Below are 22818 nucleotides of genomic sequence, written 5' to 3'. Positions count from 1 at the left end.
CGGGAGGTTCCGGTTCTATCCTACGAACGACTTTACGCTGGTGTCGGACTTGGGGTTTCGACGTTACTGATTGCAAAGGATGCTGCCATGCCGACCGTTTTTGAAACGCTCGCTGCCGACGAGAATTATTCGGTTCTAACTGACACGATCATCGCCGTGGACGCGGCCCTAGGATCGTCGCTTCAGGCGCAATTGAACGATGCTGGCCTCGGGGCCACCATTTTCGCGCCCAGCAACGATGCCTTTTTGTCGGCGGCACAGCAGATCGGCTATCCCGGCGACGACCTGGATGATGCTCTGAAGTATCTGACCGCGTCTTTTGATGCGCTCGGCGATGGCAACGGTGCCGCGCTCTTGGCGCAGGTTTTGAGCTATCACGTCGCCACATCCGAGCTTGAGGATGCTGATCTGGTTGATGGGGCAATCATCGCCACATTGCTGGGATCTGACGTGACGATTGCGGGCGGCGCGGTCGTCGATCTTGACCCTGAATCGCTTGATGCGGGTTTTGGTCCCGCTCAGGCGGTAGATAACGGTGTCATTGTCCCGATTGACCAAGTGCTGTTGCCTCTGGATGTCGATGCCGACATGGCGCCGACCAACGACGCTGACCTGATCCTCGGCACCGAGGGCGATGACGTGATTGACCTGCTGGACGGGGACGACGTGCTCAGCGCGGGCGACGGCGATGACGTGATCCGGGGCGACATGGGCGACGACATTATCCATGGCGGCGCAGGAAATGATCGCCTGATCGGTGAGCAGGGTGACGATTGCCTGCATGGCGGCGAAGGAAATGACGCGATCTTCGGGCTTGAGGACAACGATCTGCTCTTTGGTGAAGGTGGCCATGACCGCTTGGGCGGTGGCGCAGGCGATGACCGCGTCGATGGCGGTGAGGGCGACGATACCCTCTTTGGCGGCGACGGCGACGACCGCCTGTTCGGCGGACGTGGCGATGATGTCATGTCGGGCGGGTCCGGCAATGACCGGCTGTTCGGCAACTCCGGCGATGACGAGATGGCCGGTGATGATGGTGACGACTTCCTCGAAGGGCGGAGCGGCGATGACTTTCTGTCCGGCGGCGATGGTCAGGACACGATTTTTGGCGGGCGCGGCGATGATGCGATTGTAGGCGGCGGCGGTGCTGACCGGTTGAATGCCGGCTCAGGCGATGACGTCGTGCGCGGCGGCAATGGCGACGACCGGGTCGCTGGCAACTCTGGTGATGACCGGGTCTTTGGTGGCGAAGGCAACGACACCGTTCTCGGTGGCAGCGGCAACGACTTTGGCACCGGCGGCCTCGGCAACGACCGCATGGTCGGCGAAGACGGCAACGACGAATTCAACGGCGAAGAAGGCGATGACATCATCGATGGTGGCCTCGGCGATGACATCCTGCGCACCGGGTCGGGCAACGATACAGTGATCACCGGCGAAGGCTTTGACCGGCTAGAGCTTTTGGTGTCGGACGAGGGCGCCAATACGGTGACCGACTTCAACACCGAAGAAGACACGCTCGCGCTGTCCATCGGGGAAGAGGACGTGCTCAGCATTTTGACCGGACAAGGCGATGGCAACGACACCTTGATCACCGTCGAAGGCAACGAAGCGTGGTCTGTCCTGTTGGAAGATGTCCAAGATCTGTCGGAAGACGATATCGAGCTTTTCTGATCGCTTTGTGATCTGATCCTTTGAAGGCGGGTGCGCGAATGCGCCCGCCTTTTTTGTTTCGGCCGATTTGCCCGCCCGCCTCCCTCTTCGCCAGCGGGCGCTGGCTGTGACCGCTTGAGGCGCCGCCTGCGGCGGCGAAAGGGGCTCTGCCCCTTAGACCCCGGAGTATTTCAGAAACATAGAAGGGATCAGGTCACGCGGTTGCGGATCTGGTACTCTGGCGCCTCATAGGCTTTGGTCTTGATGATGTGCTCAAGACGCTGCGCGGCTTCGGTTACGTCACCGGCGTCGATGAAGAGAGGCGTGAACCCAAAGCGCATGATGTTCGGCGCGCGGAAGTCGCCAATGACCCCCGCTGCGATGAGGGCCTGCATCGTAGCGTAACCGTGATCGAAGGCAAAGGAGACCTGTGAACCGCGCGCATTGGCATCGCGCGGCGAGACGAGCGTGAGCTCAGGGCAACGGTTTTCGACCTCGGCGATGAAGAGATCGCAGAGCGCGATGGAGGCTGCGCGAATGTCCTGCATCGTGATGCCGTCCCAAACATCTAGCGCGGCCTCAAGCGCGGTCATTTGCAAGACCGGCGGTGTGCCGACGCGCATGCGTTCGATTGACGGCGCCGGGCGGTATCCGGGTTCGAAGGCAAATGGCGCGTCATGGCCGAGCCAGCCGGACAGGGCCGGATCAATCGTCTCAATCAAATCGGGGCGCACATAGATAAAGGCCGGCGCGCCGGGACCGCCATTGAGGTATTTGTACGTACACCCAACGGCAAAGTCGCAGTGTGACGCCGTCAGATCGACGGGCACTGCCCCTGCGGAATGGGCCAGGTCCCAGATCATCACGGCACCGGCGTTATGGGCGGCCTGTGTGATGGCATTCATGTCATGCATGCGCCCGGTGCGATAATCGACGTGGGTGAGCATGACGACGGCCACCTCATCGGTAATGGCGGCCGTAACATCTGTTGGGTCGACAAGGCGCAATTCATGGTCCCGACCCAACATGCTGCTCAGGCCTTCGGCCATGTAAAGATCGGTCGGGAAATTGCCGGTGTCCGACAGAATGACCTTGCGCGTGGGGCGCATGGACAATGCCGCTGCAAGGGCCTGATAGACCTTGAGCGATAGAGTATCGCCAAGAACGGTTGTCCCGGTGGGGGCGCCAACGAAATCGCCAATCCGATCCCCAAGGCGTGCTGGCTGAGCCATCCAACCTTCTGAGTTCCAACCACGGATCAGGGATTGGCCCCATTCCTTTTGCACGGCTTCGCCCACCCGCGCGGGCACCGATTTGGGCAAGGGACCCAAAGAGTTGCCGTCAAGATAGATCAGGCCCTCTGGGATGTGGAAACGGTCTTTGACGGGAAGCATGGCAGTCAGTCCAGAATTGCGGAAGTCAGGGGGCTGTCGGCAGTCATCAGACCTTCGACCACCGAGAAATGGTCTTGCCCTGGTTCGTAATACGCGCGCACCTTTTGTCCCTGTCTGCTCCAGTTTTCTTCGAGCAGCCGGGTTTGACGCAAAAACTCTGGCCGCTCCTGTGCGCCTACCCATGCTGTCACGGGGCAGGTGTTGGACGGTGTCAAAAGCGCGGGGCTGTCCGCAGCCGCCGTATCGGGTGTGAGGCCAAGATCGTCGTTCATATTGGTCAATGCCAGAGGGCGCAGATCATGCAAACCACTGATCGATGTGATGCCTGTGATGCGGGCCGCAACCGGCTCTGGCAGGAGGCCGGGGGAGGTGGCCATGCGGCTGACCAGATGCCCACCTGCCGAATGTCCGGCAAGGCGGATCGGCGCGGTCACCAGCGTGGAAGCATGCGCAATCGCGGCTGCAATATGCGGCGCAATCTCGGGCAACGAAACGCCTGGACACAGAGGATAGCTTGGCATGGCGACCGCCCAGCCGCGTGTCAGCGCACCTCTGGCCAGATGGCTCCAAGTCGATTTGTCAAAGAGCCGCCAATAGCCGCCGTGGACGAATATCATCAGACCCTGTGCGGTGCCTTCGGGTTCGAACAGATCAAGCCGGTCGCGGTCGCCGGGACCGTAGGCCAGATCAAGCTGCGCATCGGGATGTGCCGCGCGGAACTGAGCGGCGGCGCTGTGCCACTGATCTGGATAGGCTTGGCCACCGGGGATGTAGCCCATGTTGTCGAAGGCGTCGTCCCAGTCGAATGTCCAGTCTGTCATGGCAGGAGCCTTTCTTTCACGTCGCTCAGGGTGGCCGCGCCCAGCTGGGCCATATTGGCCTCAAGGTCGGCGCGCAGGATATGGATCAGGTGGTCGATGCCGCGCGCCGCAAACGCTGCAACCGCATACATGAAGGCCCTTCCAAGGAATGTGAAGTCTGCGCCGAGGGACAAGGCGCGCAGAATATCGAGCCCGCCGTCGATGCCGCTGTCAAAGATGATCGGTGTGTCCGGACCGGCGGTTGCGCGGATGAGCGGTAATTGCGTGATCGCGGCAGGGCCACCGTCGAACTGGCGGCCTGTGTGGTTTGAGACCCAGAGTGCGTCTGCGCCAGCCTCTAGAAGACGGGGTACCATGGCTGGGTCGCTGACGCCTTTGATGATCAGCGGCCCCGCCCATGCGGCGCGCAATGCGGCGAAGTAATCCCAGTCTGGCCACCCGCGAATGACGCGACCTGCATGAACAAAGGCGTCATGCGCAGAGGCATCGACATAGCTTTCTGGAAAGGGCATGCGCGGAGGGCCGGATCGAGCCATCGCCAGTGCCCAACGCGGATGCGTCATCATCGAAACGATCATGCTGGGTGTCAGGCGCGGCGGCATGGCGACATGCGCGCGTCTTTGGCGTTCGCGGCGGCTTTCACCGGGGACATCGACGGTGATCACCAAATTGGAAAACCCTGCCGCTTTGATCCGCTCCAGCATGTCTCGCATGATCCCGAGATCATGCACAGGGTAGTGCTGAAACCAGCCCATTTCTTTTGCGATTGGGCCTGTGTCCTCTGGGGCAGCGGCAGCCACGGTGGATTGACAGTAAGGAATCTGGTGTGTGGCAGCCGCGCGAGCCAGCAGGCGTTCAGCGTCCGGCCAGATCATCCCCGCCATGCCAATTGGGGCGATGCCAAAGGGCAGGGGATAGTCGCGCCCCATAAACGTCGTCGCGGTCGCGTAACTGAGATCGCCTGCGAGGATCGCAGGTTGGAACAGCACGTTGTCCAAAGCCGCGCGGTTGCGGCGTGCGGCGGCCTCGGTCCCGGTGGCGCTGTCGAGATACTCAAAGGCGAAATGCGGGATGCGGCGGCGGGCCGTGCGACGCAGATCGGCAATGGCTGGATGGGTCAGGTCAAGATCAGCGGTCGATGCGCGCACGCGTTACACCCGCTCCAGCGCGACAGCGATGCCTTGGCCGACGCCGACACACATCGTCGCGAGCGCGCGGGTGCCTTTCATGCTCTGAAGCTGCAAAGCCGCCGTGCCGGTGATCCGCGCCCCTGACATGCCCAAGGGGTGGCCCAGAGCAATCGCTCCGCCATGCGGGTTCACGTGGTCAGCATCATCCGGCAAGCCAAGGTCGCGCAACACGGCAAGTGCCTGGGCGGCAAAGGCCTCGTTCAGTTCAATCACGTCGAAATCCGTTGGTGACAGAGCCAGCCGCGCGCACAGCTTGCGCGTTGCGGGGACCGGTCCAATTCCCATGATCCGAGGGGCAACACCGGCACTGGCCCCGCCTGTGATACGTGCAATGGGGGTAAGACCGTTGGCCTTGGCGGCGGCTTCTGAAGCGATGATCATCGCGGCGGCACCGTCGTTGACCCCGGATGCATTGCCCGCGGTGACAGACCCGCTCGCCCGGAATGGCGTGGGAAGGCTGGCAAGCTTTTCCAGCGGGCTGAGCCGGGGATGTTCGTCCGTTGCGACGACGATTGGATCGCCCTTGCGCTGCGGGATGGTGACCGGAGTGATTTCTTGCGACAGGGTGTCTTTTGCTGTTGCCGCACGGGATTGGCTGCGAAAGGCAAAGGCATCCTGATCCGCGCGCGAGATCGCAAATTCCTCGGCGACGTTCTCGGCGGTCTCAGGCATTGAGTCGATGCCATATTGCGCCTTCATCACCGGGTTGACGAAGCGCCAGCCGATGGTGGTGTCATGGACTTCATTGGCACGGGAAAAGGCTTGGGTCGCCTTGGGCATAACGAAAGGCGCGCGAGACATGCTTTCGACACCGCCTGCGATCATGAGGTCGGCTTCACCAGCGCGAATGGCGCGGGCGGCAGCGATGACGGCATCCATCCCGCTGCCGCAAAGGCGGTTCATCGTTGTGCCGGGGACCTCGACAGGAAGCCCCGCCAAAAGAGCCGACATACGCGCGACGTTGCGGTTGTCTTCGCCTGCCTGATTGGCGCAGCCATAGATCACTTCATCGACCGAGACCCAGTCCACGCCGACGTTTCGCTCCATAAGAGCTTTGATCGGGATGGACCCCAAATCGTCCGCGCGCACCGAAGACAAAGCACCGCCGAAGCGTCCGATAGGCGTGCGGATGTAGTCACAGATAAATGCCTCGGCCATGGCGTGCCTCCCTTGCGCGCCATGTGGTCACGGGGCCGCGCGATGTGCAAGGGGGCTACCCGGCAAGAAGAGCCGCGTTGCCACCGGCGGCTGTCGTGTCGATGCACAGATGGCGTTCCTCCACCACATCTGCGGCCCTTGGTGTGCCTGTAATCAAAGGCAGGATCGGACCGGGGCGGGCTGCCAAAGCCTGTGCGTAAGGGCGCGCATCATCCGTCCAAACGATTGCGGCGGAAATCCCCGCGAGCTGAGTTAGTTTCTCGACAGGCAAATCCGGATAGAGGACCGCCGCGCCGCCGGCCGCACGCACCGCTTGCGCTTGTTGCTGGGCTGTTTCGCGTCCGGGGCCAAGACAGGCGACAGGCGCGCGGGGATGGCTGGAATACGTGTTGGCCTCTCCTGTGGGGCCGGGCAAATCGATCTGCGACTGTGCGGCAATCGCGCCTTTGTGAAAGCGGGACAGGTAGAGCGGACCACCCGCCTTTGGCCCCGTGCCTGACAGCCCGTGCCCGCCAAAGGGCTGGCTGCCGACGACCGCGCCAATTTGGTTACGGTTGACGTATATGTTGCCCGCCCGGATGCGGTCGGTGACATGCTGTACCCGTGTGTCGATGCGGGTGTGCAGACCGAAGGTCAGGCCATAGCCCGTCGCGTTGATTGCATCGATGACGGCGTCCAGATCACCGGCCTCGAATGTTGCGACATGAAGGACCGGGCCAAAGACTTCGCGGTCAAGATCGCTGATGTCATCGACCTTGATCAGCGTCGGCGCAACATAGGTACCCGTCTCTGGCGCGGTGATCTGATGAAGAACGCGCTCTTGTAACTGCGCCTTTTCGATATGCGCGTCGATGGTTGCCTTTGCTTCGGGGTCTATCACCGGGCCGACATCGGTCGACAGGTGCCACGGCTCGCCCACGCATAATTCGTCCATCGCGCCTTTGATCATGTCGATCATGCGCGGGGCGATATCGCTTTGTACATAAAGACAACGGAGCGCCGAACACCTTTGGCCAGCCGATTGAAAGGCGGAGGCCACGATATCGCGCACGGCCTGCTCCGGAAGGGCGGTCGAGTCAACGATCATGGCATTCAGCCCGCCGGTTTCAGCAATAAACGGCGCTCCGGGGTGCAGCGCGTCGGCCATCGATCGGCGGATCAGATGGGCCGTGTCGGTTGATCCTGTAAAGACCACGCCATCCACGCGCGGATCAAAGGTGAGAGCTGCGCCAACTGTCGCGCCGTCGCCAGGCAAAAGCTGCAACGCTGAAATCGGAACACCGGCGCCGTGCATCAGTTGGACAGCCATCGCCGCCACCAGCGGTGTTTGTTCGGCAGGTTTGGCGAGCACCGCGTTTCCTGCGGCCAAGGCGGCAGCGATCTGGCCGGTGAAGATCGCCAGAGGGAAATTCCATGGCGAAATCGCTGTCACCGTACCGATTGGGTCCGCCTTTTGCGCCGCAGCCTCGGACGCGTAGTAGCGCAGGAAATCAACTGCCTCACGCAATTCTCCTACGCAATCATTCAGCGTCTTCCCTGCTTCAAGCGCCAGTGCCGAAAACAGCCTTCCGGCATTCGCCTCATAAAGATCGGCAGCGGCATTCAGGACGGCTGCTCTATCCGTCACTGGCGCATTCCATGGACACGCATCGTCAATCGCACGTGCCACGGTATCCGCGTCCGCCTCTTGCACATTCGCCAAGGTCGCGCCGGTCGCGGGATTTGTGATGGCCCTGACAGGGCCCGATGCCGTCCGCACGGTCAGTGGCGCGGCATCGGGCAGATCTCGGGGCCGAGTTGCGTCAAGGGTGGAAAGTGTTTCTGCGTCGGTCAGATCAAACCCGGTAGAGTTGGCGCGACCCGGAAAGATAGCGTGCGGTGCTGCGATGCTGGTTTGCGCCGATGTCGCGATCTCGAATGGATCGGTCGCGATCTCTTCTGGCGTCACATCGGTATCGACGATCTGGTTCACAAAGCTGGAGTTTGCCCCGTTTTCCAACAGTCGCCGGACGAGATAGGCCAGCAAATCGCGATGCGCGCCCACCGGCGCATAGATACGGCAACGCTTGCCTTCTGCGACGCCGAGGTCATGCAGACGTTCGCCCATGCCGTGCAACCGTTGGAACTCATAGTCTGCATTGCCTGCCATATGCCGGATAGCGGCCACGGTGTGCGCGTTATGTGTCGCGAATTGCGGATAAAGACGATCCGCGTGATCCAAGAGTTTGCGCGCGCAGGCGATGTAGCTGACATCCGTGGCGGATTTCGTTGTGAAGACCGGGAAATCTGCCAAGCCTTCGACTTGGGCATGTTTGATTTCAGTGTCCCAATACGCCCCTTTGACAAGACGAACCATCAGGCGGCGGTCCAGCCGTGTTGCTGTTTCGGCAAGCCAATCGATCACCGCATCAGCCCGTTTGCCATAGGCCTGCACGACGACGCCAAACCCGTCCCAACCGGCAAGCTCAGGGTCCGCCAAAACCGCTTCAATGACCTGCAGCGACAGGACCAGCCTGTCTTGCTCTTCCGCATCAATATTAAGCCCCATGCCAGCAGCTTTGGCTTGCCGCACCAAGCGCTGCAGGACAGGAACCAGTTCCTCCATAACCCGCTCGCTTTGTGCCACTTCATAGCGCGGGTGCAGGGCGGAAAGTTTGACCGAAATGCCGGGATTGGCCCGTACATCACCGTGCGTGCAGGCACCGGCAATGGCGGCAATCGCGTCCTCGTAGGCCGTAGCGTAGCGCGCGGCGTCATCTGCCGTCATCGCTGCTTCGCCCAACATGTCGTAAGAGTAGGTGTAGCCCTTGGCCTCTTCGCCGCGTGCTTCTTTCAGCGCGCTTCCAATCGTTTCGCCCAGCACGAACTGAGCGCCCATTTGCTTCATCGCCTGACCCACAGCTGTGCGGATCACAGGTTCGCCCAACCGTTTGATCGCGCCGCGCAGAATGCCCGCGATCCCCGGCTGGTCATCATCCAGTACGCGGCCCGTCAGCATAAGCGCCCATGTCGACGCATTCACCATCGGCGACGATGCAGCGCCCAGATGCCGCCCCCAGTCCGATGGGGCGATTTTGTCTTCGATCAGGGCATCGATTGTCTCGGCGTCTGGCACGCGCAGCATCGCCTCTGCCAAACACATCAAGGCCACACCTTCGGTCGTGGACAGGCCGTATTCCGCAAGGAAATGCTCCATCATCGTCGGGCGTGAGGTGCCGCGAATATCCCGTACCAGTTGCGTCGCCTGTGCCGCGATCTTTGAGCGGTCATCTACCGTAAGTCGGGCTTGGTCCATCAGCCTATGGATCAGCGTGGTTTCATCGGCAGTTTTGGTGGCATGAGTAAAGCGAGTGTGCAGCGGCATATGCATGGCGAGCTCCAAGAGGTATGCCCTATGATACACCCGATTGAATGGGCCTTGCGTCTAAAGATGGCGGAAATCATAGTCCGAATGGAACGAGAATTTGACCGAGAGGCCCTCAAATGGTCTATCAACTGGATGCACAGGACCGAAAGATCCTGAATGAACTGGTGGCGGATGCCCGAATCTCGATCGCGGAACTGGCACGCAGAGTCGGTCTGTCGAAAACGCCCGTCGCATTGCGGGTCAAAGCGTTGGAAGAGGCGGGCGTGATCACCGGATACAGGGCGAACCTGTCACCGGTGAAGCTGGGACTGATCCATATCACCTTTGTCGAGGTTAAGCTGTCCGACACGCGCGAAGCGGCGCTGCGCAAGTTCAATGACGCAGTGCAGGACATTCCCGAAATCGAGGAATGCCACATGATCGCCGGAGCGTTTGACTACCTGCTCAAGGTTCGGTCCCGCGATGTCGCGGACTATCGCCGTGTGATGGGGGAGCGGATTTCCACGTTGCCCAACGTCATGGCCACATCCAGCCATGTCGCCATGGAGGCGGTTGTCGAGCAAGGCACGCTTTCAGTCTAGCGCTCACTTGTTCCATATTTTGAAACTCAGTCCCAAATCTTGGATTTTTCCTCCGGAATCCTTCCATCACCTCTTTCCTGTCGAGGCAAACGGTCCTAACCCGTTAGGGACCCCCAGACAGGAGCCCGGCTATGACCAAGCGCAAGATCGGCATTGAGGACCTGCGGTCCCGCAACTGGTTCATGAACTCAAAAGACCCTGAGATGACGGCGCTCTATCTAGAGCGCTATCTGAACTACGGTCTGACGCGCGAAGAGCTGCAATCCGGCAAACCGATCATCGCGATTGCGCAGACCGGCAGCGATTTGAGCCCTTGCAACCGCCATCATATCGAACTGTCGAAACGTGTGCGTGACGGCATCATCGCGGCCGGCGGCACCTGTATCGAGGTTCCGGTGCATCCCATTCAGGAAACCGGCAAACGCCCGACGGCCTCGCTGGATCGCAATCTGGCGTACCTGTCGCTGGTCGAGACGCTATTTGGTTACCCGCTTGACGGGGTGGTCCTGAACATCGGGTGTGACAAGACCACGCCTGCATTGCTGATGGCGGCGGCAACGGTGAATATCCCGGCGGTTGCCTTGTCGGTTGGCCCCATGCTGAACGGCTGGTGGAATGGCGAACGCGCCGGGTCCGGCACCGTGATCTGGAAAGCGCGCGAGATGATGGCCGCTGGCGAGATCGACGGCGATGAGTTCATGGAGATCGCCGCGGCCTCGGCCCCATCGGTCGGTTATTGCAACACGATGGGCACCGCCACCACGATGAACTCGCTCGCCGAGGCGCTGGGCATGCAACTGCCCGGATCGGCGGCCATTCCAGCGCCGTACCGTGAGCGCGGACAGATCGCCTATGAGACCGGCAAACGGGTCGTTGAAATGGTGTGGGAGGACCTGCGCCCCTCCGACATCATGACCCGTGAGGCGTTTGAAAATGCCATCGTGATAAACTCGGCCATCGGTGGTTCGACCAATGCGCCGATCCACTTGAATGGCATTGCTCGTCACCTTGGCGTCCCGCTGGACAATGACGATTGGCAGCGTCTTGGTCACCACATTCCGCTTCTTGTGAACCTGCAACCCGCAGGCAAATACCTCGGCGAAGACTACCAACAGGCTGGTGGCGTGCCGGCTGTGGTGGGGGAGTTGATCAAGGCGGGCCTGCTTCCCCATCCGGGCGCGATCACGGCCAACGGTCAAACCATGGGCGACAACTGTTCAGCCCGGAAAACGCTGAACGACGATGTCATCCGGACCGCTGACAACCCGCTTGTTGCAGCCGCGGGCTTCATCAATCTTAAGGGAAACCTCTTTGACAGCGCGATCATGAAAACTTCGGTGATCAGCGCCGAATTCCGCGACCGCTATTTGTCAAACCCAGACGACCCGAATGCCTTTGAAGGGCGTGCGGTGGTCTTTGATGGGCCAGAGGATTTTCACCACCGGATCGACGACCCGGCTGAAAACATCGACGAAACCTGCATCTTGTTCATGCGCGGGGCTGGACCACTGGGCTATCCCGGAGGCGCCGAGGTCGTGAACATGCGCGCGCCAAATTACTTGATCAAGAAGGGCGTAACCGCTTTGCCATGCGTGGGGGACGGGCGGCAATCGGGCACGTCAGGTTCGCCTTCGATCCTGAACGCGTCTCCCGAGGCGGCGGCTGGTGGTGGATTGGCCTTGCTCCGGACCGGCGACACGGTGCGCATCGATCTGGGCAAATGCACCGCTGATATGCTTGTCGCACCAGATGAACTGGCCGAACGCGCGCGCGAATTCGAACGGGCGGGGGGCTATCAGGCCCCGGAAAGCCAGACGCCTTGGCAGGACATCTTCCGAGATCGGGTTGAGCAGTTCGACCGCGGTATGACTCTGCGCGGGGCCGACCAATACACCGATATCTCACGAAAGTTCATGCCTCGTGACAGCCACTAAATTCGAGACGGTCGATATCGTCAAATGGGTGGCGACTGTTATCCAGCTGTTCGGATATGGCTTGACCGGACTGGGTGTGACCCCGTGGAACATCTGGGCGTTTTTCGCCGGCATCGTTTTGTGGTTTGCGGTTGGTTTCATGTGGAAAGACCAGGCTATCATGGTGGTGCATGTTGGGGCATTCCTGTCTTTGATGGTGGGTTACCTAAACGCCTGACTAATAGGGGAGAACCGCATGAAGCTGTTGCGATGGGGTGAGCCGGGGCAGGAGAAACCCGGCCTGATGGCGGATGATGGCACCATCCGGGATTTGTCTGCCCATGTGGTGGATATCGGGGGGGCGGTGCTCTCGCCGGACGGGCTGGCACGGCTGGCCGAAATTGATCCAATGTCTCTTCCTGTTGTTGCCGGTGATGCGCGGCTTGGTCCCTGCGTTGGCAACATCGGCAAGATGATGTGCATCGGTCTGAACTATTCTGACCATGCCGCTGAGGCCGGGATGGATGAGCCAGAGCACCCGATCCTTTTCATGAAAGCCAATTCTGCCATCACCGGCCCGAATGATACGGTGATGATCCCGCGTAGGTCGGTGAAGACCGATTGGGAGGTCGAGCTTGGTGTCGTCATCGGCCAGACCTGCAAATACGTGACCGAAGCCGAGGCGCTGGATTACGTGGCGGGCTATTGCATCGTGAACGATGTCAGCGAACGCGAGTTTCAGATTGGACTGACCGGCCAGTGGACCAAGGGCAAAAGCTGCGACACCTTTGGCCCGACCGGACCGTGGCTGGTCACAGCCGATGAAATCCCAGATCCACAGACGCTTGACCTGTCGCTCGACCTGAACGGTCAGCGGATGCAGACCGGGAACACGTCCAAGATGATCTTTTCGGTCGCGCAGATCATCTCGCACCTGTCGCAGCTCTGCACCCTTCACCCCGGCGACGTGATCTCAACCGGCACCCCGCCTGGTGTCGGCATGGGGATGAAACCTGATCCGGTATATTTGAAGGCAGGCGATGTGATGGAGCTGTCTATTTCAGGGCTCGGCACCCAGCGGCAAGAGGTTGGTCAGGATGCCTGATCTGCTGATCATCGGCTCCATCACGCCCGAAATGCAGGCGCGCGTCGAAGACCGATTTGATGTGCATTGGCATGGGCAGGTTGATCTGGCAGCCGTTGGTCCAGACGTCACCTATGTGCTCACCAACGGCGCGCTCGGCCTGCCGGATGAAGTGATGTCGGCCTGTCCCAACCTGAAGATCGTTTCGTCTTATGGCGTTGGCTACGATGCGATTGATACCGCGGCCTGCGTGGAACGCGGCATCGTCGTCACCCACACGCCCGATGTCCTGAACGCCGAGGTCGCCACGACGGCGCTCATGCTCATGCTGGCGCTGTTTCGCAACCTGATTGGGGATGACGCCTATGTGCGCGCGGGCCGCTGGCAGACCGAGGGCGACGCGCCTCTGACCCGCACGGCAGACGGCCGCAGGATCGGCATCCTGGGCATGGGCCGTATCGGGCAAGAGATCGCGCGCAAGCTTTCTGTCTTTGACGCCGAGATTGCATATCATAGCCGCACGCCAAAAGACGTCCCCTATCGCTATGTCGATGACCTCTTCGAATTGGCGCGCGACGTTGAGGTTCTGATCTGCATCACACCCGGCGGGGCCGGGACGCATCACCTTGTCGGGCGCGAGGTTCTGGACGCTCTCGGGCCTAAAGGTATGCTGATCAATGTCGCGCGTGGGTCCGTGGTGGATGAAGCGGAACTTGTCTGGGCGTTGCAGGATGGTCGTCTCGGCTATGCCGGGTTGGATGTCTTCGAAGACGAACCGCGTGTGCCGGACGCCTTGAAAGAGATGCCCAACGTCGTGCTCTTGCCTCATGCAGGCAGCGCCACCCATGAAACGCGCGCCGCGATGGGCAAACTGACGGTCGACAACCTTGAACGGTTTCTGGACACAGGCAATGTTTTGACGCCCGTGCCGGAGTGCAAAGGCCTGCTTTAATCCCGTGGCGCTGGTGCGCCACCTTCGAAATTGTTCCCATTCTCATAGTCACAGGGCGCTTCCTGCATTTGCAGATGCAGGTCTGGGCCTGTGTATGGATGCGCGCGCGCAAGGTCTTCGTCCACCTCGACACCAAGGCCCGGTGCCGTTGGTGCGGACACGAAACCGCCCTCAACCCGAATGGAGCCTTTGATCAACCCGTCATGAAACGACGTCTCTATCGTCTCTGCCAGCAACAGGTTTGGGATCGACACCGCGAGGTTGATATTCGCCGCCCATTCGATTGGTCCGGCATAGAGGTGCGGAGCCATCTGCGCGTTATGCACCTCTGCCAGCGTGGCGATTTTCTTGGCTTCCCAAATGCCGCCAGCCCGCCCCAGCGCAGGTTGAAGGATAGTCGCCGCACCGTGGCGCAGCACCTCGGCGAATTCGGCCTTTGTCGTCAGTCGTTCACCGGTGGCCACAGGAATACGCACCTGGCCCGCGACCTTGGCCATTTCACCGACGGCATCCGGCGGGATCGGTTCTTCGAACCAAAGCGGGCTATAGGGTTCCAGCGCCTGACCCAAGCGGATCGCGCCTGCCGTGGTGAATTGCCCATGCGTTCCGAACAAAAGGTCGGCGCGGTCGCCCACCGCGTCTCGGATGGCTTTGCAAAATGCAACCGACTGGCTGATGTCACGCATCCCGGGCATGTGTCCGCCGCGCAGTGTATAGGGACCTGCCGGATCAAATTTGACGGCTGTATAGCCCTGATCCACGTAGTGCAGCGCCGCCTCTGCCGCCATGTCCGGCGATGTCCAGAAGTCCGACAGCGCATGCTGCGGCTGCGGATAAAGATAGGTGTAGGCGCGCACCCGGTCATTCATCTTGCCGCCGAGCAGGGCCCAAACCGGCACATCGCGCGCCTTGCCCAGAATATCCCAGCACGCGATCTCCAGCCCCGAGAACGCGCCCATGACTGTCAGATCGGGCCTCTGCGTGAACCCCGATGAATAGGCGCGACGGAACATCAATTCGATATTGGCGGGGTTTTCGCCCTGCATGTGCCGCTCAAACACATCCTGAATGACAGCGCGCATGGCCTCTGGCCCAATAGAGGACGCATAACACTCGCCCCAGCCCGTGATGCCGTCATCGGTTGTGACCTTGACCAAGATCCAATATCGCCCGCCCCAGCCCGGAGCAGGTGGCGCCGTGACGATGATGTCTAGGTCTTGAAGCTTCATGCGCTCTTCATCTTTCCCAAAAAAACTCCGGGGGGGGCGGGGGCTGGCCCCCGCGTGTCGGATCAGCGGTCAAACAGGATGACGTTGCGCTTGGCTGACCCAGTCTTCGTATCGGCAATTGCCTCGTTGATTTGATCCAGCGTCCACCGGCCAGAGATCAATTCATCGAGCTTCAGCCGCCCCTGTTCATAGAGATCGACCATCCAAGGGATATCGCGCTGGATCACCACATCCCCCATCTTCGATCCGATCATGCCTTGCCCCATCGCGGCAAGGATCACGGGTTCATAGCTCGACATCGCTCCGGTATGGGGCATTCCGACCATGATGACCTTGCCGCCGGGGGCAAGGTAGCGCGGCGCCTGATCATAGGCCGGGATCGCGCCCACGGTCACGATCACCGCATCGGCATTGCGCCCCATCGCCTTGCGGGCGTGACGCCATGGGCTTTTCTCCGTGGCCAGAACACCGTCGGTGGCTCCAAATTCCTTTGCGATAGCGAGTTTTTCTTCGCTCATATCAACGGCCACGATCCGGCGCGCACCGGCAATGCGTGCGCCTTGGATGGCATTTAGCCCGACACCACCAGCCCCGATGACGACCACGTCTTGGCCAGGGCGCAACCCGGCGGCATTGACCACCGCGCCCACACCCGTGATGACACCGCAGGCCAAAAGACAGGCGGTTTCAAAGGTGATTTTCTCGCCGATTTTCACCACCTGGCTTTGATCAACGACCACCTTCTCGGCAAAGGCTCCGCTGTTCATGGCCTGCGTGATGGGTTGGCCGTCGGCTGTGTTCAGTGGCCCGTCATTCAGGCTGTCGGGGGCCGTTGTGCATACGGTTGGCTGACCGCTCGCACAGGTTGGGCAGGTGCCGCAGGCGCGGATCAACGTGACAACCACCCGGTCCCCAACGGACAGGTTCGACACGCCGTCGCCCACTGCCGTGACCGTGCCAGCCGCTTCATGCCCATAGATCGCGGGGAGCGTGCCGCCCCAAGCGCCTTCCGCAAAGGAGATGTCAGAATGGCAGATCGCCACGGCACCGAGTGTGACCTCGACTTGCCTTTGAACAGGTTCTGAAATCTCGATCTCTTCGATGCTGAGTGGGGCGTCGAATGCATGCGCGACGGCAGCTTTGATACGGGCCATGCGCGGTCCTCCTCGTTTGGTCTTGGTCCGACCTGACCGCAGGATGGGTGGCAAACGCTAGTCCAAAAACGTCACGTCTGGATCAGGTCGTGACGTCACGGCGGCGCTCGGGCCACAGGAACACGACAAAACACGCAATCACCAGCACCATGGACAACGCGAACGGTGCGCCGGGCAGATAGATTCCGCTGTCGCGCGTAAACAGGAAGAACAGGCCAGACATCACCAAGGGGCTCAGGATCATCGCAATTGCCTTGAACGAGGTAATGACGCCCTGCAATTCGCCTTGCTGGTTGTCGGCGGCACGCTGGCTCATCATGCCTTGCAAGGCAGGCGTGACGACCGCGCCAAAGGCACTGATCGGCGTCAGCAAGAGCGCCAGCGTCCCGTTGGCAAGGAAGGTCAGCACAAGGAAGATCACGACGTTGAAGAGCATGCCGTAGATGATGGTCTTGCTTTCCCCGAAACGGGGGATGATCCATCGGATTAACACGCCTTGTACGATCGCCATGGAAATGCCGAAGCCGCCCAGCGACGCGCCAACCATCGTCTCGCTCCAACCAAAGCGTTCAGGCGTGAAGTAGGCCCAAACCGCCGGATAAACGATGAACGCAAATTCATAGAGAAAGACGATCAACAAGAGCCGTCCAAGCCCCGGCAACTTGGAGATTTGCGCCAGCGCACCAAACGGGTTGGCCCGCGCAAGCGTAAAGGGACGCCGGATTTTGTCGGTGACGGTTTCGGGAAGCACGAAGAAGCCGAACACCAGGTTTGCAGCCGCAAGCGTAGCCGCGGCAAAGAACGGCGTCCGATGCCCGAAATCGGCAAGCAACCCCCCGATCACCGGGCCCAACACAAACCCAATGCCGAAAGCCGCGCCGACCAGACCAAAGTTGGCGGCTTTCTTTTCAGGGGGTGAGATATCGGCAATGAAAGCCGAGGCTGTGGCCTGCGTGGCGGTAGCGATGCCGCCGACGATCCGCGTCACCAAGAGCAGACCGATGGTGTTGGCCAGCCCCATGATGATGAAGTCCACACAGACAACAGCCAGCGAAATCAAAAGGACAGGCCGCCGCCCGTAGCGATCTGACAACGACCCGACGATCGGCCCAAAGATCACCTGCATGATCGCAAAGATCGAGGACATGATCGCGCCCCAGACGGCCGCGTCGCCAAAATCACCACCCGTGATTTCCCGGATCAGGGTGGGCATCACAGGCAGGATCAGCCCGATGCCCATGGCGTCGATCATCAAGGTGATGAAGATAAAAGTCAGCGCGGAACGCGGATTGGCAATAGTCGTTGTCATCTTTGTTCAGCCCAAACGTCTCAGGCGTGTAACAACTGAACTGCCCGGTTCAAAGTGAATTCACACGCGTCGCAAAGGATTTCGCGTCATCCGGTGCCTGTCCAAGCTGCGTGGCCACGTCAAACACCGCGCTCATATCCATATCAGGAAATCGCTCAGCAACGACCTTTGACAGGTGTGTTTCCGTAGCCATCGCCTGCTGGCACAGCTCTTTGGATACTGCCTGCGCCTCTGGTCGCGGCATCGCCGCGCAAAGTGCAAAACTCAGCGCCTCGGCATGGATCAACCCTTGGGTCAGGTCCATTGTCTTGGCCATGCGGTCCGCGCGGGGTGAGATCGTGCCCATCAACTCCGCCGCGCCGATCAAGGCGCGTCCGGTGGCGATGACCATTTGCGGCAGGCTCAGCCATTCCGTCATCCATGCGGCCCCGTCGCGCTGGTGCTGATGAACCGCCGCGCCTTGTAGGGCGGTGTTCAAGGCTGCCGTATGACCGGCAAGAGCAACCAGGACCGCAGGCTGAACCGGGTTCTGTTTTTGCGGCATGGTGGAACTGGCCCCCGCGCCACCAAGGTGGATTTCGGCCAGCTCGGTTTGTGTCAGGGCCGTCAGGTCGCTGCCGATCTTGCCGATCTGTGCGGTCACCTGCGTCTGCCATGCGCCAAGCGCAGCAATGCCAGAGCGGTCACTGTGCCAGCTATGGCCCGGATCACGCAGGGACAACGCCTCGGCAAGTGCTGCCCGCGTTTCGGCGGCTTTTGGGCCAAGCGCGCCTGCCGTGCCTGCCGCGCCGCTCAGCGACACAACGGCAACGCCGTGTTCGACGCGTTCAAGATCGTCCAAGAGGGCGAGCAATGGGTCGCCCCACGCCGCGCAAATGGCCCCAAAGGTTGTCGGAGTGGCATGCTGGCCCCAAGTGCGCGCGGGCATGGGGGTGTCGGCATGCTCATTTGCCAGCGCGCCAAGATGGCTGAGCACCTGGCTGAGCCGGGCACGATAGATGCCGATCACCTGCCGCAGACGCAGCGCCTGTGCGGTGTCGATGATGTCCTGTGACGTCGCGCCAAAATGAAGGTATTGCGCGTGTTCAGGGGCCTGCATTTCCTTGCGAAACGCCGAGACAAGGGCTGGGATCACAACGCCATTCTGCGCCGTTTCCGCCGCAAGGCCACCGGCGTCCAGCTGGATTTCCAACGTCGCGCGATGGATGGCGGCGGCGCTGAGTTCGGGGATCACGCCCAGTTTTCCCTGCACCTTCGCCAGCGCGCCTTCAACGATTAGCATCGCTCGGATCTCGGCGCTGTCGCCTGTCAGTCGTGACAATTCGGGGTCGCCAAACAGGCCGCGCAAATGCGCGGAATCAAAAACACTCGCAGCCATTCAGATATCCAGAAACAAAGTCTCGTTTGCGCCCTGCAGAACAAAGTCGATGGCATATGCGCTGGGACCGGTCGCCTTTGCAATGAGCGTTTCCGCGCGGTGGCGGTGTTCAACGCGTGAGAGCAAAGGGTCGGCGCTGTGGTCATCCTCTGGGAAATAGATGCGCGTGTTCAGGCCAAGATTTATTCCCCGCGCGACAATCCAGACGGCGATGTGCGGTGCCTGACCATCCGCAGCGCCCGGTTTCACCGTATTGAGGGACCATTCTCCGGTTTCCGGATCGGTCACGATCCGCGCCCAACCACGTGTCCCAGGGCCGTAGGTGCCGCCTGCTCCGGCTTGCCACGTCTCAATCATCGGGTCCTTGATCGGGGTGCCAAAGCCGTCAATCACGCGACCGGTGATGGTGATGCGGTCACCTTCGCCGGGAAACGGATCAGCGCCCAGATCGTCGAATACGCCTTGGATGCCAGCGAAGTTGGGTGTGCAGCCAATGTGTACATAAGGCCCCGCCGTCTGGCTAGGCGTTTCGCGCAGGTGGTCGAGTTTTTGCACCATCACATCCCTTCCGGCCGGTTTTCAAACCGGGTCTGTGTGCGCCCACGCAGCACGATATCAAATTTGTAGGCCAGACAATCGAGTGGCTGCGCCATGGTCATATCGAGGGGCGCGACAAGGCGGTCGATCTGGGTTTGGTCTTCGATGGTTTTTACAATTGGGCAGCGGGCGATGAGCGGATCCCCTTCGAAATACATCTGCGTGATCAGGCGCTGGCCAAAGCTGTGGCCAAACACGCTAAAATGGATGTGCATCGGTCGCCAGTCATTGGCACGGTTGGGCCAAGGATACGCGCCGGGACGGACGGTTAGAAACTCATAGCGTCCGTCTGCGTCGGTGATCGTGCGCCCGCAGCCGCCAAAGTTTGGGTCGAGTGGCGCGAGGTAGCCGTCCTTTTTGTGGCGATAGCGACCGCCGGCGTTCGCCTGCCAGACCTCGATCAAACAACCGGGCAGTGGGCGGGCGTATTCATCCATCAGGCGGCCATGCACGATGATGCGTTCGCCGATGGCGGGTTGGCCTGTGAAGTTCAGGATCAGGTTGTTGTCGTGTTGGCCGATCATGTCGTGGCCGAAAGTGGGGCCGGTGATTTCAGTCTGGGTTGTTGGAAATGACAACAGCGGCTGATTGGGCGACCGCGAAACGGATGTTTTGTAATCCGGCGCGTAGGCGCGGGGATGGGCGCTCAGGTCGCGGGGGATCAAGCGCTCAGTCATCTGCCATCTCTGCATAGGTTTCCTTGGCAATCTGGATTGCACGGTTAGCGCGCGGCACGCCTGCGTAAATTGCGACGTGCTGGAACGCCTCCATGACATCTGTTTGTGTCGCCCCTGTGCGGGCTGTTGCGCGAATGTGCATCGGGATTTCGGCAAAGTTTCCGGTGGCCGCAAGCAGCGCCAGCGTCAGCATCGACCGCTCTCGCAACGAAATCGCATCAGAGGCCCAGACCGTTCCCCATGCGCCTTCTGTGATCAGGTCCTGAAACGGTGTGTCAAAGTCCGTTTTTACGGCCTCAGCCCGGTCCACATGGGCGTCGCCCAGTACTCTGCGCCGGACCTTCATTCCGTCTTCGCGCCTAGACATGGCCGGTCTCGCGCATGAAATCGGTCAAATGGCGGGCATAGGTCACAGGATCTTCTACGCAGGGCAGATGCCCAGCCTTCCGCATGATCACGGTACGCGACCCGGGGACGAGGCCCACCGTTTCCTTAACTAGATCGACCGGCGTCGCATCATCTTCGTCACCTGCAATGCCAAGGGTCGGAAGGCGTAATCCGCTGGTGGGCGTGATGAAGTCGGTTCCCGAAATCGCATGGGCACAGCCAATGTAGCCCTGTGCGGGCGTGCGGGTCAGCATATTGCGCCATGGCTCTACTTCAGGTGTTTTCTGGAACCCGCGCGAAAACCAACGCTTCATGGTGGCGTCGCCGATGGCTTCCATCCCATAGGTCTCGATGGTGTGGATACGGTCGGCCCAGATATCACGCGTGGCGATCTTGGCCCCAGTGTTCGACAGAACCATTGCTCGGATCATGTCGAGCCGCTTGGCCGCCAGCCCCTGCGCAATCATGCCGCCGATGCTGAGGCCCACGAACAGGCAATCGCGCACCTCGAGATGCTCCAACAGCGCCTCGATATCCTTGACTAGTGCACCCATCGAGTACGGTGCCTCGGGGCACGACGACAGGCCATGGCCACGCTTGTCATAGCGGATTATCCGTAGGCCCGGCGGTAGGTGCGGCAGCACGTCGTCCCACAGGCGAAGGTCGGTGCCGAGCGAATTGGAAAACACTATCGGCGCACCGGACGGGTCGCCATCGACGCGGTAATTCAGCCGCGCGGTTCCTGTATCAAAGACGTTCAATAGGGCAGCCCCACATAGTTTTCGGCCAGCACGGTTTGTGCAGCTTTGGATGTTTCTAGCACATCGAGTTCGGCTTCCTGAATACGTCGGTCGAATTCGGATTGTTCCGGGAAGCGGTGCATCAGTGTTGTGAACCACCAGCTAAAGCGGATCGCCTTCCACACCCGTGCGAGTGCGCGGTCTGAGTATTGGTCCAGCGTGGCAGCGTCGCCTTGATAGGCTTCGCGCAGGCCAGACCACAGATAGTACACATCTGAGACAGCCAGGTTCAGGCCCTTGGCACCCGTTGGAGGCACAATATGTGCGGCATCACCCACAAGAAACAGACGCCCCCATCGCATAGGTTCGGCGACAAATGACCGAAGCGGCGCGATGGATTTCTCGATGCTGGGTCCTGTTTCAAGACGGTCGGCGGCGTCTTCGGGAATGCGGCGTTTCAACTCGTCCCAAAAGGCGTCGTCGCTCCATTTCTCAATCGGATCATCGACCGGGGCCTGAATGTAGTAGCGCGACAGGCTGTCATTGCGCATCGAACACAAGGCAAAGCCGCGCTCGTGATGGGCATAGATCAGTTCTTCGGAGACGGGTTTGGTTTCCGACAACACGCCCAGCCAGCCGAAGGGATACACGCGTTCGACCTCCTTCAGGATTGAAGCCGGGATCGCCTTGCGCGACACGCCGTGAAACCCGTCGCAGCCAGCGACATAGTCGCAGTCGATCCGGTGCTCTGTGCCGTCTTTGGTGTAGGTGACGAAGGGTGCCTCGGTTTTGAGGTCGTGGAGCGTCACGGCTTCGACCCCGTGAATGATTTTACCATCCATCGCATCCCGCGCCGCATAGAGATCGCGGGTTACCTCGGTTTGACCATAGACCGTCACTGACCGACCGATCAGCGCGTCAAAGTCGATTCGAAATCCCTGGTTGCGCGCTGACAGATATGTCCCGGAATGAACAAAGCTCTCTGCGTCCAGACGGTCGGCGACCCCCGCTTGGCGCAGCATCTCGACCGTGCCGTTCTCTAGCACGCCTGCCCGGATGCGGCTCAGCACATACTCGCGCGACTGACGTTCGAGCATCACCGTGTCGATGCCGTCGCGATGCAACAGTTGCGACAACAACAGGCCAGACGGCCCGCCACCAATGATGACAACCTGTGTGCGCATATCGCCTCCCTTATGGGAACGATGTGGCGAGATGGTTGTCGATGTCAATT

At 60.6% G+C, this 22818-nt stretch carries 20 protein-coding genes; 6 read left to right on the top strand and 14 right to left on the bottom strand.

Annotated elements, in window-relative coordinates; genetic code table 11:
- Positions 1 to 87: 87 nt before the first annotated feature.
- Positions 88 to 1674 (top strand): fasciclin domain-containing protein, encoded by a 1587-nt coding sequence (locus FE702_RS08390; protein ID WP_147125790.1) that lies wholly within the window; start codon positions 88 to 90, stop codon positions 1672 to 1674.
- Positions 1675 to 1862: 188 nt separating this feature from the next.
- Here the strand turns inward: FE702_RS08390 and kynU are convergent, their stop codons facing one another.
- Genes kynU through putA form a run of 5 tightly spaced genes read right to left on the bottom strand, consistent with a single transcriptional unit; the run spans position 1863 to position 9586 of the window.
- On the bottom strand, positions 1863 to 3047 hold the full coding sequence (kynU, locus tag FE702_RS08385) for a kynureninase (protein WP_147125789.1): 1185 nt from the start codon (positions 3045 to 3047) through the stop codon (positions 1863 to 1865).
- Positions 3048 to 3052: 5 nt separating this feature from the next.
- On the bottom strand, positions 3053 to 3868 hold the full coding sequence (locus FE702_RS08380; RefSeq protein WP_147125788.1) for an alpha/beta hydrolase: 816 nt from the start codon (positions 3866 to 3868) through the stop codon (positions 3053 to 3055).
- Positions 3865 to 5016, bottom strand: coding sequence for an alpha-hydroxy acid oxidase (locus tag FE702_RS08375; RefSeq protein ID WP_255449639.1), 1152 nt, complete (start codon positions 5014 to 5016; stop codon positions 3865 to 3867). The genes FE702_RS08380 and FE702_RS08375 overlap by 4 nt, the downstream gene beginning before the upstream one ends.
- Positions 5017 to 5019: 3 nt before the next feature.
- Positions 5020 to 6216 (bottom strand): 3-oxoadipyl-CoA thiolase, encoded by a 1197-nt coding sequence (pcaF, locus tag FE702_RS08370; RefSeq protein ID WP_147125787.1) that lies wholly within the window; start codon positions 6214 to 6216, stop codon positions 5020 to 5022.
- 55 nt (positions 6217 to 6271) lie between these two features.
- Positions 6272 to 9586, bottom strand: coding sequence for a bifunctional proline dehydrogenase/L-glutamate gamma-semialdehyde dehydrogenase PutA (gene putA, locus FE702_RS08365; protein ID WP_186827030.1), 3315 nt, complete (start codon positions 9584 to 9586; stop codon positions 6272 to 6274).
- A gap of 113 nt (positions 9587 to 9699) precedes the next feature.
- On the opposite strand from putA, the gene FE702_RS08360 reads away from it, so the two are divergent.
- The 5 genes from FE702_RS08360 (at position 9700) to FE702_RS08340 (ending at position 14113) form a co-directional block, all read left to right on the top strand.
- Positions 9700 to 10164, top strand: coding sequence for an Lrp/AsnC family transcriptional regulator (locus tag FE702_RS08360; RefSeq protein WP_147125786.1), 465 nt, complete (start codon positions 9700 to 9702; stop codon positions 10162 to 10164).
- A gap of 131 nt (positions 10165 to 10295) precedes the next feature.
- Complete coding sequence (locus FE702_RS08355) at positions 10296 to 12098, top strand: IlvD/Edd family dehydratase (RefSeq protein WP_147125785.1); 1803 nt, start codon at positions 10296 to 10298, stop codon at positions 12096 to 12098.
- Complete coding sequence (locus FE702_RS08350) at positions 12085 to 12315, top strand: DUF6552 family protein (protein ID WP_147125784.1); 231 nt, start codon at positions 12085 to 12087, stop codon at positions 12313 to 12315. Before FE702_RS08355 ends, FE702_RS08350 begins: the two co-directional genes overlap by 14 nt.
- An 18-nt stretch (positions 12316 to 12333) precedes the next feature.
- Positions 12334 to 13182: a fumarylacetoacetate hydrolase family protein gene (locus FE702_RS08345; protein ID WP_147125783.1), complete on the top strand. Its 849-nt coding sequence runs from the start codon at positions 12334 to 12336 to the stop codon at positions 13180 to 13182.
- A complete protein-coding gene (locus FE702_RS08340; protein ID WP_147125782.1) occupies positions 13175 to 14113 on the top strand; it encodes a 2-hydroxyacid dehydrogenase in 939 nt (312 codons plus the stop codon). Before FE702_RS08345 ends, FE702_RS08340 begins: the two co-directional genes overlap by 8 nt.
- Here FE702_RS08340 and FE702_RS08335 read toward each other — a convergent pair.
- The 9 genes from FE702_RS08335 to pobA form a co-directional block, all read right to left on the bottom strand.
- Positions 14110 to 15342 (bottom strand): mandelate racemase/muconate lactonizing enzyme family protein, encoded by a 1233-nt coding sequence (locus FE702_RS08335; protein ID WP_147125781.1) that lies wholly within the window; start codon positions 15340 to 15342, stop codon positions 14110 to 14112. The genes FE702_RS08340 and FE702_RS08335 overlap by 4 nt on opposite strands.
- Positions 15343 to 15404: 62 nt before the next feature.
- Positions 15405 to 16496: a Zn-dependent alcohol dehydrogenase gene (locus FE702_RS08330; protein WP_147125780.1), complete on the bottom strand. Its 1092-nt coding sequence runs from the start codon at positions 16494 to 16496 to the stop codon at positions 15405 to 15407.
- Positions 16497 to 16578: 82 nt separating this feature from the next.
- The gene (locus FE702_RS08325; RefSeq protein WP_147125779.1) at positions 16579 to 17805 is read right to left on the bottom strand and encodes a TCR/Tet family MFS transporter; all 1227 of its coding nucleotides are present in this window, start codon (positions 17803 to 17805) and stop codon (positions 16579 to 16581) included.
- A gap of 49 nt (positions 17806 to 17854) precedes the next feature.
- Entirely contained in the window at positions 17855 to 19183 is a 1329-nt protein-coding gene (locus FE702_RS08320; RefSeq protein WP_147125778.1) for a lyase family protein, read from the bottom strand.
- Positions 19184 to 19741, bottom strand: coding sequence for a protocatechuate 3,4-dioxygenase subunit alpha (gene pcaG, locus FE702_RS08315; protein ID WP_147125777.1), 558 nt, complete (start codon positions 19739 to 19741; stop codon positions 19184 to 19186).
- Positions 19741 to 20457, bottom strand: coding sequence for a protocatechuate 3,4-dioxygenase subunit beta (gene pcaH / locus FE702_RS08310; RefSeq protein ID WP_147125776.1), 717 nt, complete (start codon positions 20455 to 20457; stop codon positions 19741 to 19743). The genes pcaG and pcaH overlap by 1 nt, the downstream gene beginning before the upstream one ends.
- Entirely contained in the window at positions 20450 to 20824 is a 375-nt protein-coding gene (gene pcaC, locus FE702_RS08305; protein ID WP_147125775.1) for a 4-carboxymuconolactone decarboxylase, read from the bottom strand. The genes pcaH and pcaC overlap by 8 nt, the downstream gene beginning before the upstream one ends.
- On the bottom strand, positions 20817 to 21605 hold the full coding sequence (gene pcaD / locus FE702_RS08300; RefSeq protein WP_147125774.1) for a 3-oxoadipate enol-lactonase: 789 nt from the start codon (positions 21603 to 21605) through the stop codon (positions 20817 to 20819). The genes pcaC and pcaD overlap by 8 nt, the downstream gene beginning before the upstream one ends.
- On the bottom strand, positions 21602 to 22768 hold the full coding sequence (gene pobA / locus FE702_RS08295; protein WP_147125773.1) for a 4-hydroxybenzoate 3-monooxygenase: 1167 nt from the start codon (positions 22766 to 22768) through the stop codon (positions 21602 to 21604). The genes pcaD and pobA overlap by 4 nt, the downstream gene beginning before the upstream one ends.
- Between the last annotated feature and the right edge of the window lie 50 nt (positions 22769 to 22818).

Origin of the sequence: Shimia ponticola (assembly GCF_007995215.1) — a bacterium.
GTDB classification, from domain to species: domain Bacteria; phylum Pseudomonadota; class Alphaproteobacteria; order Rhodobacterales; family Rhodobacteraceae; genus Shimia_B; species Shimia_B ponticola.
This window is presented reverse-complemented; position numbering and strand designations above follow the sequence as displayed.